The organism is Sulfurimonas sp. NW9 (genome assembly GCF_051132275.1).
In the GTDB taxonomy this organism is placed as follows: Bacteria; Campylobacterota; Campylobacteria; order Campylobacterales; family Sulfurimonadaceae; genus Sulfurimonas; species Sulfurimonas hydrogeniphila.
In genome coordinates, this window is sequence record NZ_CP093236.1 from 732,038 (window position 1) to 745,896 (window position 13,859).

Below are 13,859 nucleotides of genomic sequence, written 5' to 3' on the forward strand. Positions count from 1 at the left end.
TTATGTCAAAGGTGTAACCTTGAGAGGGCTTTGCTTTCTGAGGGATTTTAGCTTTAGTCAAGGAAGGTTCTTTGCTGAAGGCGGAGCGTATAAACTGTACGTGACAACTGAAGTAAAGGTTCTGACGCAGAATAAAGTTAAAAGCACCAGAAAGGGCCTATAGCTCAGCTGGTTAGAGTGCACCCCTGATAAGGGTGAGGTCCCAGGTTCAAGTCCTGGTAGGCCCACCATTTCTTAGCGATTTGCACTTAAAAAAGAAACTCACATACTAAAGTATGCTTCGCTTCTTTTTTAAGCACAACTCATCTAAGAAACAAGTTTCTAAATTAAATATAAGTTCTTAAAGTCATAAGAATTTATATTTGGTTTAAAAACCAAACGATCATTAAATTACAATTGTTAAAGTCAACAACTTTAATTATAGAGATATAATTAAAAACTAAATAACTACAATAACAGATCATTCATCTTGTTTAATGTATTACATTAAATAAGGTAGTGAACGCAACATAGAATAAAAAGATATTAAGGGCCATAGGTGGATGCCTTGGCTAGTAGAGGCGATGAAAGACGTACTAGGCTGCGAAAAGTCTCGGGGAGCTGCCAAGAAGCTTTGATCCGGGAATTTCTGAATGGGGCGACCCAGCACGGAGCGATTCGTGTTACCACCTTCGGGTGGGGCGAACTTGGGGAAGTGAAACATCTCAGTACCCAAAGGAAGAGAAATCAAACGAGATTCCGAGAGTAGCGGCGAGCGAAATTGGAATAGGGCGCATACATTTAGCATATTTGTTAGCAGAACATTCTGGAAAGGATGAGCATAGAGGGTGATACTCCCGTAAGCGAAAACATTTATGTGGAACTAAGGTATGGAACGAGTAGGTCGGGACACGTGTTATCTTGACTGAATATGGGGGGACCACCCTCCAACCCTAAATACTACTACTAGACCGATAGCGAACAAGTACCGTGAGGGAAAGGTGAAAAGGACCGCGGTGAGCGGAGTGAAATAGAACCTGAAACCTATGGCTTACAATCATTCGGAGCACTATTAAATAAGTGTGACGGACTGCCTTTTGCATAATGAGCCTGCGAGTTGTGGTATCTGGCAAGGTTAATCGAACGAGAAGCCGTAGCGAAAGCGAGTCTTAATAGGGCGACATAGTCAGATGCTGCAGACCCGAAACTGAGTGATCTATCCATGAGCAGGTTGAAGCTGGTGTAAGAGCCAGTGGAGGACCGAACCCGTAGAAGTTGAAAATTCTTGGGATGACTTGTGGATAGGGGTGAAAGGCCAATCAAACTCAGTGATAGCTGGTTCTCTCCGAAATATATTTAGGTATAGCCTCGAGCATTAGCGTATAGGGGTAGAGCACTGACAGGGCTAGGGCTGCTTACCGCGGTACCAAACCCTATCAAACTCCGAATACTATACGTGTAACCTCGGGAGTCAGGCGTAGGGTGATAAAATCCTATGTCGAGAGGGGAACAACCCAGACTAACAGCTAAGGTCCCAAAGTTTTATCTAAGTGGAAAAGGATGTGGAGTTGCTGTGACAACCAGGAGGTTGGCTTAGAAGCAGCCATCCTTTAAAGAAAGCGTAACAGCTCACTGGTCTAGCGATTCTGCGCCGAAAATATAACGGGGCTAAGATAAACACCGAAGCTTTAGATTTACAGTTTACTGTAAGTGGTAGGAGAGCGTTCCATTCAGCGCTGAAGGTATACCGGTAAGGAGTACTGGAGCGGATGGAAGTAGCATGCAGGCATGAGTAGCGAGAAAAGAAGTGAGAATCTTCTTCGCCGTAAACCCAAGGTTTCCTACGCGATGCTCGTCATCGTAGGGTTAGTCGGGACCTAAGTCGAGTCCGAAAGGGGTAGACGATGGCAAATCGGTTAATATTCCGATACCGACATTACATCGTTTGAGTGATGGGGGGACGCATAGAGTTAAAGGGGGTCACTGATGGAATAGTGGCTCGAAGGACGTAGGTCGTAGCGTAGGCAAATCCGCGCTACATGAGACCGAGATCTGACAGGCTGGTCAATCTTTTCGGAGAGCGACCAGAACCCTTGATACTGTCGTGCCGAGAAAAGCCTCTAAACGAGATGTAATGTTGCCCGTACCGTAAACCGACACAGGTGGGTGAGATGAGTATTCTAAGGCGCGTGGATGAACCCTTGTTAAGGAACTCTGCAAACTAGCACCGTATCTTCGGTATAAGGTGTGCCCTAAGTGTTAGGAGATTTACTCTCCAAAGCACTGACGGGTCGCAGCAAAGAGTCCCTCCCGACTGTTTACCAAAAACACAGCACTCTGCTAACACGTAAGTGGATGTATAGGGTGTGACGCCTGCCCGGTGCTCGAAGGTTAAAAGGATTGCTTAGCTTCGGCGAAGGCATGAATTGAAGCCCGAGTAAACGGCGGCCGTAACTATAACGGTCCTAAGGTAGCGAAATTCCTTGTCGGTTAAATACCGACCTGCATGAATGGCGTAACGAGATGGGAGCTGTCTCAACAAGGGATCCAGTGAAATTGTAGTGGAGGTGAAAATTCCTCCTACCCGCGGAAAGACGGAAAGACCCCGTGCACCTTTACTATAGCTTGACACTGCTATTGGGATATTCATGTGCAGGATAGGTGGGAGCCGTTGAACCTAGGACGCCAGTTCTGGAGGAGGCATCCTTGAGATACCACCCTTGAATATTCTGATAGCTAACTCCGTACGATTATCTCGTGCGAGGACAATGTCTGGTGGGTAGTTTGACTGGGGCGGTCGCCTCCTAAAAAGTAACGGAGGCTTACAAAGTTCGGCTCAGAAGGGTTGGAAATCCTTCGTAGAGTATAATGGCATAAGCCGGACTGACTGTGAGACATACAAGTCGAGCAGAGTCGAAAGACGGTCATAGTGATCCGGTGGTTCTGTGTGGAAGGGCCATCGCTCAAAGGATAAAAGGTACGCCGGGGATAACAGGCTGATCTCCCCCAAGAGCTCACATCGACGGGGAGGTTTGGCACCTCGATGTCGGCTCATCGCATCCTGGGGCTGGAGCAGGTCCCAAGGGTATGGCTGTTCGCCATTTAAAGCGGTACGCGAGCTGGGTTCAGAACGTCGTGAGACAGTTCGGTCCCTATCTTCCGTGGGCGTAGGAACGTTGAGGAGAGCTGACCCTAGTACGAGAGGACCGGGTTGGACGTGCCACTGGTGCACCAGTTGTCCTGCCAAGGGCATAGCTGGGTAGCTACGCACGGATGAGATAACCGCTGAAAGCATCTAAGCGGGAAGCCAACTCCAAGATGAACGTTCCCTGAAGTACGCTTGAAGACTACAAGCTTGATAGGCTGGATGTGTACGCACAGCAATGTGTTTAGCTGACCAGTACTAATAGTACGTTTGTCTTTTTACCAAGTTCTTAAATGAACACAATTGCTTCACTACCTTATTTAGTGTATATAACTAATAAGAGATATGTTAGTAGTTATTTGGAACCGGTACTTTAGTGCCGGCTGTTGTTGATTTTACCAATTCTAACTTAATGAGCAATCATTAACTCACTCAACTGGTCCTTGTAAGATCAGATATAAATACATCAGTCAGATGTCTTTATATCTGATCTTGTCTAGGTGGCTATAGAGAGAGGGAAACGCCTGGCCCCATTCCGAACCCAGAAGCTAAGCCTCTCATCGCTGATAATACTGCAGGTTTCACTTGTGGGAATGTAGGTCGCTGCCTAGTTGATCAGATTTTTCTTCCTAACTTTTAATCATTTTAATCAAACAACTGACTTTTTTACCAAATCTACCTTTTACTAAGTAATTCTATGATATTATTTTATATATAATTTTAGGATGATATATGAAAAAATATATAAAAGATCAAATTAAAAAATCATATGAAACAAAACAGGCTATTTATGAAAATGATGATTTACTTTCTAAGATAGAAAAGGTGGCGTATGAGTGCGTGAATATATACCGTCATACAAACAAAAAAACAATTCTTGCAGGAAACGGAGGCAGTGCTGCGGATGCACAGCATATTGCTGCGGAACTTGTGGGCAGGTACGGTTTTGACAGACCTTCCATTCCTTCATTGGCGCTTACTACAGATACATCAAATCTTACTGCCATTGGCAACGATTACGGATATGATCAGGTCTTTTCCCGTCAACTTGAAGGAATGGGACAAGAAGGTGATATTTTTATCGGTATTTCAACTTCTGGTAATTCACTTAATATTATTAAGGCATTTGAGTCTGCAAAGAAAAAAAAGATTATGACAGTTGCTCTCACGGGTCGTGATGGTGGTGAAATGGCAAAAATGGCTGATATTGCCCTTATTGTTCCTTCAAATGCAACACCTAGAATTCAGGAAGCTCATATATTGATAGGACATATTCTTTGCGACATCATTGAGAAAGAGATATTTGGTGAGGGTGTTGGCAGATAAGAGATGAAAAAGGCACTTTTTTTAGATAGAGACGGTGTTGTCAATGTTGAAAAGAGTATCTCTATAAGAGAGAAGATTTTGAATTTATTGATGGTATATTTGATTTGTGTAAACATTATCAGAATTTAGGATATTTGATTATTATTGTAACAAATCAGTCTGGTATAGCGAGAGCATATTATACAGAAGAAGATTTTGAGTTGCTTACAGACTGGATGATACAAGAGTTTAAAAAGAGAAATATTGATATTGCAAAAGTCTATCATTGCCCGCATCATCCGGATATTAATATAAAATGTAGTTGCAGAAAACCTGAACCGGGAATGATTTTGGAAGCACAAAAAGAATTTAATTTGGATTTAACACATTCTTTAATGATTGGTGATAAGGAACGGGATATTGAGGCTGCCATAAATGCCGGTATTTCAGAAACATATTTATTTGATGAAATAAATCAGATCAGAAGTTCCAAAGCAACAAAAACAGTCAGTAAACTTGATGAAATATGGAAATAAAATGCTGATACTCAACAGTGGTGGTACATTTAACAAACGATACAATGAAATAAGCGGAGAACTTGAAGTTCCTTATGACAATGCAGCTATTGAAAGAATTTTATTCAGTGCTCAGGAAGTGTACAATCTTGCAGGAGTCGTTTACAAAGACAGTCTGGAGATGGACAGTAATGACAGACGTATGCTTGCTGATATTATACGGGAATCAACAGAAGATACTTTTGTGATAGTGCACGGCACCGACACTATGGAGCTCAGTGCCGAGTTTTTGGATGAAGTATTTGATGACAGAAAAATCATTATTACGGGCGCTATGAAACCGTTTGAAATTGACAATATTGAAGCATCCTTAAATCTTGGTATGGCTATCGGATATGCAAAAGCGGTAGAAAAAAATGGTGTTTATATATGTATGAGCGGCTTAGTCGAACCTTGGAAAAACATTCAAAAAAACAGAAATATAGGGAAGTTTGAAGTTGTCAGATAAAATAGCCTGTGATCACTGTCATTTAGAATTTTCAAAAGATGTAATGATACAAGAGGATGAACATTACTTTTGCTGTAACGGCTGTCAGGGTGTATTTCATTTACTTTCAGATGAAGGATTGGACGGTTTTTATGATAAGCTGGGCAATAATAAACTTGCACCGCCTTCACAGCAGTACGAAGACTCTTTAAATTTTGATTCGCCGGCATTTTATGAACGCTTTGTTACACTCAATAAAGATGGCTTCTGTGAAGTTTCTTTGGTTATTGAGGGTATTCACTGTGCTGCATGTGTCTGGCTGAACGAAAAAGCTTTGACAAATATGCAAGGTGTTATTGCTACGAACATCAATTATACAAACAACAAAGCAAAGATTGTCTGGGATGATGATACGGTCAAACTCTCCAAAATTATAGATATGATTCGTGCCATCGGATATGATGCATACCCTTATGATGCTTCACTGCAGGAACAAAAAGCAGATAAGGAGCGAAAGGAATATTACACACGGATGGCTGTTGCTGTTTTTGCGACGATGAACATGATGACGATTATGGTTGCGCAGTATGCCGGTTATTTCAGTGGTATATCTGAAAATATCAAACATATACTCAATATCGGAGAGTGGGTTTTAGCAACTCCTGTACTTTTTTACAGTGGATGGCCTTTCATTCGCGGAATGTATTACGGGATGAAGACAAAAACAGTAAATATGGACACACTTGTTGCTACTGGGGCGATACTAACCTATATATACTCTATTTATATTACTGTTACGCGCAGTGGTGAAGCCTATTTTGATTCGGTGACGATGATTATTACTTTTGTACTGGTTGGAAAATTCTTAGAGGTTTTAAGTAAAAAAAGTATTGCCGATACTTTGGATATTATGAATCATCATCTGCCAAATGATGTTAAAGTTGTTGTGGATAAAAAGATTAGTACGAAAAATGTCAATGATGTCATTGTAGGCGAAATTGTTTTGGTAAATTCAGGAGAACGTGTTGCTCTTGACGGTGAGATACAAGAAGGAAGCGGAAATTTTGATGAATCAAGCCTGACCGGTGAGAGTGAGCCTGTTTTTAAAACTGCAGGAGAGAATATCATCAGTGGAACGGTAAGTATTGATGCCGATGTCAAATATAAAGTTACGAGAGATTTTGCACACTCCACAATGAGTAATATTGTAGCCTTGCTGGAAAATGCAATGAATAACAAGCCAAAAATTCAGCAGTTGGCAAACAGGCTGAGTGAATATTTTTCCGAAGTGATACTGGCACTCTCTTTTATAACTTTTATCGGATGGTATCTTTACTCATCCAATTTTGAGCAGTCTTTTATGATCAGTATTGCCGTTATAGTGATAGCCTGTCCCTGTGCCCTTGCTCTGGCGACACCTGTCGCAACACTGGTCGGTCTCTCTATCGCTTCAAAAAGGGGGATACTTTTTAAAGAAGCTGCTCAGCTTGAGACAATGGCAAAGGCAGATGTTTTATTACTTGATAAAACAGGAACGATTACAAAAGGTCGACCTGAGGTTGTCAAAGAGGAAATATTTCTGCCGTTTCACAAGTCTATGCTTTATTCGTTATTGCTTAACTCAAAACACCCTGTTGCCAAAGGTGTGGAAAAATATATTTTTGATGAGGATTTGGATCCCTTAGAACTGGAAAGCTTTCAAAATATACCTTCGCAGGGTTTGAGCGCGATGTATGACGGGAAGATGCTTGCAGGCGGGAATGCGAAACTCATGCAAACCATAGGGATTGACGTCTGTAGTTCAAGCCAAAACAGTGAATTTTATTTTGCGTACGGCGGAGAACTTTTGGCTAAATATGAACTTTTTGACATACCGCGTGAGGATGCAAAAGAGGCTATAGCCAAAATTAAAAAATGGGTATAGAGATAATTATGCTCACAGGAGACCATGAAGAGAGTGCCAAAAAAGTAGCGCAACTCGTTGGAATTGAACAGTACAAATATGAACTGACACCTCAGGACAAAGCCGTATTTATAGAAAACCTGCATGAAGATGCCAAAGTAACCGTTATGGCCGGGGACGGGGTGAATGATATTTTAGCCTTGGCAGGTTCAGATATTGCAATAGCAATGGGCAACGGAAGTGATATTGCCATAGAGGTGAGTGATGTAGTGCTTTTAAATGATACATTCAGTTCACTTTATGACAGTTTTAAAATCTCTAAAAAAACATTTACAATGATAAAAGAGAATCTTGCACTCTCTTTTATTTATAACGCTATTACAATTCCGTTGGCAATGGCAGGATATATTATTCCTCTTATTGCAGCGATTTCCATGAGTGTAAGTTCATTAATAGTAGTAGGAAATTCAATGAGAATCAAATTTGGGTATAAGGATTAGAGTATGAGCAGTTGGGTAATAGGTATGATGCTTGGAGTGTCTATTTTTTTAGGAAGCATAGCTGTTGTGGCTTTGATATGGGCGATAAAGAAAGGGCAGTTTGATGATTCGGAACATTTTTTAAATGCGGTAAAATTTGACGGAACAGATGATTTAAATGATGCTTATGAAAAAGAGCAAAGAGTAAAAGAGTTAAAAGATAAAAAGAAAGAAAGTCTGCGAAAGAAAGATTACAGACCTGAATGACGGTAAGAATGAGTTACCCAAAAAGGTAACTCTAAAAATACTATTTACCGATTGTTTGAGCAAAAGCTTCTAAATCAGCGTCAGAATAACGAGCAACCTGCCCTTTCATGATACCTTTCATTGGTCCGCCGAAAGTTCCAGCTTTATACCCTTTAAGAGCCTCAGCAATTTCAGCGTGAGTCATGTTAGCAACAACTTTAGATTTACCCATTGCTTTCTTTTCCCAGTTAGCACCATGACATGCAGCACAAGCTTTCCCGTTTACTGCAGCAGATGCAGCTGTAACTAATGCTAATGTAGCGATTGAAGCGATTACGATTTTTTTCATTTTGTTTCCTTAATTTCGAATTCAATTTATATTATAATGGGTAAAGTCTTAAATACTTGTTAATGAATTAAAAGGTATCATTTTATTAAAATTTATTTAGACGGATGGGAAGATGCGATACATAGAAGATGACTTAAAAGACAAAACAATACTTATTACAGGCGGTGCGGGATTTATCGGTTCAAATTTAGCATTTTATTTTCAAGAAAACCATCCGGATGCCAAAATTGTGGTACTTGACAGTTTTCGAAGCACAGAGACACTGAGTAACGGAAATTTAAAAAGTTTCGGACATTTTAAAAATCTCATAGGCTTTAACGGTGAAATTATCAGCGGTGATATTAACGATAAAGATTTACTGCTTGACTTGGAAGTAAATTATGACTTTGATTATATTTTCCATGAAGCGGCCATTTCTGATACAACGGCACAGGAACAGGATTTGATGATAAAAACAAATGTCAATGCCTATAAAGATCTGCTTGATTTGGCAGTGGCACATAATGCCAGTATGATATATGCATCTTCTGCCGCAACATACGGAAATGCTGAGTCTCCGCAGCGGTAGGACGAGAAGCTCCAAACAATGTGTACGGTTTTTCAAAACTCTCTATGGATCATTTAAGCCGCGAGTATATGAAAGAGTGCGATATCAATATAGTAGGGCTTCGTTATTTTAATGTGTACGGTGCGCGTGAATATTTTAAAAACACAACGGCTTCGATGGTGTTGCAGTTTGGACATCAGATACTTGCAGAAAAAATCCCGTCTTTTTGAAGGCAGTGATAAAATTCTTCGAGATTTTATCTATATAGAAGATATTATACAGGCCAATATAAAAGCAATGCAGCCAAATACAAGCGGTATATACAATGTCGGAACAGGAAAGGCGAGAAGTTTTCAGGATATTGTTGATATTTTGCAAAAAGAGCTGGGTACCTCTTTGGAATGCGAATATATTCCAAACCCGTTTATCGGTTCGTATCAGTTTCATACAGAAGCAGATATAGCAACAGCGAAAGAGGCTTTGGGCTATACACCGGCTTATGAGATGGAAGAGGGCATAAAAGAATATATTCCTGAAATTAAACGTATATATGAGGCAGAAGTAAAATAGATGCAGGTATTTAAAGAGGCAAAACCAAACATTTTGGTTCTGGGCGATTTGATGATTGACCACTACCTTTGGGGAAGTTGTGAACGAATCTCTCCTGAAGCACCTGTGCAGGTTGTGGATATCAATAAAGAAACGACAGTTTTAGGCGGTGCGGGAAATGTGGTTAACAATCTAAAAGCTTTGGGTGCAAATGTCAGTGTCAGCAGTGTGATGGGTGATGATGACAATGGTAAAGAACTTGTGAAAATGTTGCATGCTATTAATGTCAATACGCAAAATTTAATTATAGAGAAGAACAGAAAAACATCAAAAAAGAGTCGTGTTATTGCCGTTTCCCAACAAATTCTCAGATATGACAAAGAGAGTAAAAATGACATACTTCCAAGAAGTGTACAAAAGATTTTAGATTCCCTTGCAAAAAGTATTGATACCTATGATGCAGTGATTTTGTCCGACTACGGCAAAGGCGTGTTGACACAGGAACTTTCACAGGGCATCATCAAACTTGCAAAAAAACATAATGTAAAAGTCTTGGTTGATCCAAAAGGAAAAGATTTTTCAAAATATCGTGGAGCTTATCTGCTGACACCAAATAAAAAAGAAGCGGTTTTGGCAACAGGTATTGATATAAATGATGAAGCATCTTTAAAAAAAGCACTCTTGAAACTGAAAAATGAGTGTGATTTGGATGTTTCTTTGATAACACTTTCAGAAGAGGGAATAGCAACATATGAAGAGGAAGTAAAAATTTTTCCTACCGTTGCCAAAGAAGTATTTGATGTAACAGGTGCGGGTGATACGGTGATAGCCTCTATTGCATTTGCTTTAAGTGTCGGCAAAAGTCTTGAAGAGACAGCAGCATTTGCAAATCTTGCAGCAGGTGTCGTGGTTGGCAAAATAGGCTCGGCTACAGTAACCATTGATGAGATAGAAGATTATGAGGCTTCTTTGCATAAAAGTACCTCGGATGCGCATATTAAAAATTTTGAAGAGATCGATGCCATTGTGCAAAGATACAAAAAAAGCGGTAAAAAAATAGTCTTTACAAATGGCTGTTTTGATATCTTGCATGTAGGGCATGTAAAGTATTTGCAAATTGCCAAAAGTTTTGGGGATGTTTTGATTGTCGGGCTTAATTCTGATGCCTCGGTTTCTCGTCTCAAAGGTCCGAGCCGTCCTGTAAATCCTGCGGAGGACAGAGCCTATTTGCTGGCTGCACTTGAAGCGGTCGATTTTGTCGTGCCTTTTGAAGCAGATACACCCTATGAACTGATTAAAATGATAGAGCCGGATGTGCTTGTAAAAGGAGGGGATTATACAGGAAAAGAGGTTATAGGTACGGAATTTGCTGGTGAGTTACGACTGGTTGATTTTGTCGATGGCAAAAGTACAACAAAAACAATAGAAAAAATACAAGGAAAAACATGTTAAAAAAAATCACTTTAATGGCAGTTTCGGCTGTGGCTGTATTTGCAATGAACAGTGCAAGTATCAATATAAACAATGAAGATTTAGAATTAAATGCAAATCTTGATGTTGGACAGTTTAATGAGAATGTTGAACCGGAAACAATGTTTGTGGGAGTTCGATTTTTAGATGCTGATAATGCAAATCGTGTAAACAATGAAGCACTGTATGAAGTTAGTTTTTTAATGAAAAAAGAGGTGGGTGAGAGTGACCTGTCTGTTGGTTTGGGTATTAAAGCGAACTATACAAAGGATTACAGAGCTTTGCCTTTGGGAATTGTATTTGAATATGCTTTACCTTCGGCAACAGTCGTCCCTATGGCTTTACACGCAGATGTTTATTATGCGCCAAAAGTTTTAAGCTTTGACAAAGCAAATAAATATTTTGAATACAGAGTGGAATGTGATGCCGAGGTTATCGATCATGGTCATGTTGTGCTTGGATACCGGCACATCAGAACTGATTATGATGATCTAAGAGGAAATTTCACATACAATGCATCAGGATATATAGGGTTTAAATTTGAATTTTAAACTGCTGACTGTTTTACAGCTTCTATAACCTCAGAAGCTGTAATGCCTTTCATGCAGTCGTGATGCTTAAGTGGGCATTCCCGCTTCATACACGGACTACAGTCGAGTTCATGCCGTACGATGATACTCTTTTCATTTTTCCACTGCGAAGTCTCTTTATATCTTGTCGGTCCAAAGATAGCTACTGTGGGTACTTGATACGCGGCAGCTAGATGCATAGGTCCACTGTCGTTGGTAATAAAAAGAGAACAGCCGCCGATATTTGCACACAACTCCTCTATATTTGTTTTTCCGGCTAAATTTATATAGTTGTTTACATGTAAAGCTTTGAGATTATCTTCTATCTCTTGTGCCATTTCGACCTCATTGGGCCCGCCGAATATTATAATGTCATACTGTTTGCTAAAATAAGCCGCAACTTTGGCAAAACGTTCGGGGTACCATCTTTTTGCACTGCCGTAGGTTGCACCGGCATTGATACCAAGTGTCGGTTTTTCAAAACTTTTTGCCTTTATATATAGTTTGAGCGGTGGAATTTCCTGGGTAAAATTATCTACATTGACCATGGCAATTTGTGTGTACTGCTCTACCAAGTGTTGGTTTGTTCTGATCTTCGGTGTGTGTGAAAGAAGCAGTCTTGAATGCCACGAAGCCCTTGCACAGCAGATGACGGTGTTTGTAAAACGCAGTAACAGTGTAGAGTGGATTTGATCCCGAAAGCTGACTGCCAGATGAAAAGTTCCCAGCTCTTTTGCCAGTCTGTAGGTTGCCACAAGACGCGAAGATGCTTTTTTTGTCTCATCAACAATGGCGCGTTCACATAAAGGGTGGTGTTTGAGTGCTTCTATGCTGACATAACTGCCGACAAAAGTAAACTGTGCATTGGGATATTTTAAAGCCAAAAGTTCTATGGCCGGAGTTGCCATGATGGCATCACCCAGCCAGTTTGGCAAAATGATTAAAATTTTCATATTAGATGCGCTCACTTGCATTGACCTGTTTTCCTACCTCTTTTGTAATGAAAATATACAAAGGAGAAGAGCCGACAGTCAAGGTTTCATCTTTTATTTTTTCACCGGTTTTGGAGTAAACATCAAAAAAGTCTTGATTTTGGAGGGTTGTTTCTTTGAGTGACCAGTGGATTTGAAGTATCTTGTCATTGACAAGTACCTGCATTGTGTAGTAGCCTCGTTTAATATCCATGCGTAAAAACTGCGCATTTTCAAGTGTTTGAAGCATGTACATGTAAGTATAAAAAGCTTCTCTTTTTTTAATCCCTTCTCTGTTGTCAACCAGACCGTAGCCAGGAGCTATGAGCTGATGCCAGGAGACAGAATCGACCTGCTGGGAAGCAAAAGTCAAAAGATAGTAGCGCAGCATATAATCAGCATAGAGTGCTTCACTGACACATTCATACTCACTTGTCGGTGCATAAGGTGCCGTATTTGAGAGAGGCCAGTTCACTTCGGTTACATGTAACTCCTGTTTTGTTTTTAAAGAGAGCCACACCAGAGTGCTCAGCAGGGCAATTTTATCGCTTAGGGTAAATCCGAGCTGTGTATTTTCAGGAGCACCGCGTCTGTCAACATATAAAAGTGCCGCAATGCCGTCATATCTGCATTTGCAAAAGTTAAAAAGAGTGTGTACAGTAAAGTAAAATTCAAAATCTATAACACCGCTGCCAAGGAGTCGAATGTCGGGAAATTCCTTTTTTTTCAAATCATATGCAACTTTATAAAAATCAAGATATTCGCGTACGGAGAAAAATCCCCACTTTGCACGGTTGAGTGTTGAACCGATTTCATAGCGTGTTACAGAGGTGCCCAAGCTTGTAAAGATTACATGTAAATTATTTTTAAGGAGTTGTAAATCTTCTATATGTTCACGGTCCTGCAGGATTTTAAGTATAATCTGCTTATTTCTGTTTTGCTCTATAAATGCTGCAAGTTCATTGAGTCGGTCCATCTCCCAAAGTTTAAAACGGACAAGAATGCTTTTTACTTTCAACTCTTCAAGCATTGCCTGTGTCTCTTGAGTGTTTCTCTGCCAGTCGACACCTAAAGAGAAAAAGTTTGCTGTATTAACCTCTTTTCTTTTGACAAATGGCATCATCAAAATACTCAAGGGAAGAATAATCAAAGAAGAGACAAATGTGAAAAGCAAAGAAAATTTCTCTTTTTTACGCATAGACTTTTTGTATCTCTTATCTTGCAGCGGTGCCGGTTGGTCGGAATAGTCATCCCAGGTAAAAGGTTTTTTCATAAGTAGGATTATATCCTTTTTAGGATAAAATACATAAAAACTGAGACAGATTATAAAAATTATGTACTTTTT

The 13,859-nt window shown here is 40.1% G+C and carries 10 protein-coding genes, 1 tRNA gene, 2 rRNA genes and 2 pseudogenes; 12 read left to right on the forward strand and 3 right to left on the reverse strand.

Annotation, left to right across the window (positions count from 1 at the left end; all coding sequences use genetic code 11):
- Positions 1–153: 153 nt before the first annotated feature.
- From MLC44_RS04355 to ccoS, 9 genes and pseudogenes are all read left to right on the forward strand, one after another.
- A tRNA-Ile gene (locus MLC44_RS04355) sits at positions 154–230 on the forward strand.
- 285 nt (positions 231–515) lie between these two features.
- Positions 516–3,407 (forward strand): 23S ribosomal RNA (locus MLC44_RS04360).
- Positions 3,408–3,620: 213 nt separating this feature from the next.
- Positions 3,621–3,736 (forward strand): 5S ribosomal RNA (gene rrf / locus MLC44_RS04365).
- 120 nt (positions 3,737–3,856) lie between these two features.
- Positions 3,857–4,450, forward strand: a complete 594-nt coding sequence (locus tag MLC44_RS04370) for a D-sedoheptulose-7-phosphate isomerase (protein ID WP_346388491.1) — start codon at positions 3,857–3,859, stop codon at positions 4,448–4,450.
- 3 nt (positions 4,451–4,453) lie between these two features.
- The gene (locus MLC44_RS04375; RefSeq protein ID WP_434658910.1) at positions 4,454–4,579 is read left to right on the forward strand and encodes a hypothetical protein; all 126 of its coding nucleotides are present in this window, start codon (positions 4,454–4,456) and stop codon (positions 4,577–4,579) included.
- The gene (locus MLC44_RS04380) at positions 4,555–4,965 is read left to right on the forward strand and encodes a D-glycero-alpha-D-manno-heptose-1,7-bisphosphate 7-phosphatase (protein ID WP_434658604.1); all 411 of its coding nucleotides are present in this window, start codon (positions 4,555–4,557) and stop codon (positions 4,963–4,965) included. The genes MLC44_RS04375 and MLC44_RS04380 overlap by 25 nt, the downstream gene beginning before the upstream one ends.
- Positions 4,949–5,452, forward strand: a complete 504-nt coding sequence (locus MLC44_RS04385) for an asparaginase domain-containing protein (protein ID WP_230973246.1) — start codon at positions 4,949–4,951, stop codon at positions 5,450–5,452. Before MLC44_RS04380 ends, MLC44_RS04385 begins: the two co-directional genes overlap by 17 nt.
- Before the next feature lie 43 nt (positions 5,453–5,495).
- Positions 5,496–7,834: pseudogene (locus MLC44_RS04390) on the forward strand (heavy metal translocating P-type ATPase).
- A gap of 3 nt (positions 7,835–7,837) precedes the next feature.
- Entirely contained in the window at positions 7,838–8,080 is a 243-nt protein-coding gene (ccoS, locus tag MLC44_RS04395; RefSeq protein ID WP_151900769.1) for a cbb3-type cytochrome oxidase assembly protein CcoS, read from the forward strand.
- 40 nt (positions 8,081–8,120) lie between these two features.
- On the opposite strand, the gene MLC44_RS04400 is transcribed toward ccoS, so the two are convergent.
- Positions 8,121–8,408: a c-type cytochrome gene (locus tag MLC44_RS04400; protein ID WP_151900768.1), complete on the reverse strand. Its 288-nt coding sequence runs from the start codon at positions 8,406–8,408 to the stop codon at positions 8,121–8,123.
- A 112-nt stretch (positions 8,409–8,520) separates the two neighbouring features.
- Here MLC44_RS04400 and rfaD point away from each other — a divergent pair.
- From rfaD to MLC44_RS04415, 3 genes and pseudogenes are all read left to right on the forward strand, one after another.
- Positions 8,521–9,525 (forward strand): annotated as a pseudogene (rfaD, locus tag MLC44_RS04405) (ADP-glyceromanno-heptose 6-epimerase).
- On the forward strand, positions 9,526–10,956 hold the full coding sequence (rfaE1, locus tag MLC44_RS04410; RefSeq protein WP_434658606.1) for a D-glycero-beta-D-manno-heptose-7-phosphate kinase: 1,431 nt from the start codon (positions 9,526–9,528) through the stop codon (positions 10,954–10,956).
- Complete coding sequence (locus MLC44_RS04415; RefSeq protein WP_151900765.1) at positions 10,950–11,525, forward strand: YfaZ family outer membrane protein; 576 nt, start codon at positions 10,950–10,952, stop codon at positions 11,523–11,525. Before rfaE1 ends, MLC44_RS04415 begins: the two co-directional genes overlap by 7 nt.
- Here MLC44_RS04415 and waaF read toward each other — a convergent pair.
- On the reverse strand, positions 11,522–12,496 hold the full coding sequence (waaF, locus tag MLC44_RS04420) for a lipopolysaccharide heptosyltransferase II (RefSeq protein ID WP_434658608.1): 975 nt from the start codon (positions 12,494–12,496) through the stop codon (positions 11,522–11,524). The two genes, MLC44_RS04415 and waaF, sit on opposite strands and share 4 nt — an antisense overlap.
- 1 nt (position 12,497) lies before the next feature.
- The gene (locus tag MLC44_RS04425) at positions 12,498–13,787 is read right to left on the reverse strand and encodes a glycosyl hydrolase (RefSeq protein WP_434658609.1); all 1,290 of its coding nucleotides are present in this window, start codon (positions 13,785–13,787) and stop codon (positions 12,498–12,500) included.
- Positions 13,788–13,859 lie beyond the last annotated feature (72 nt).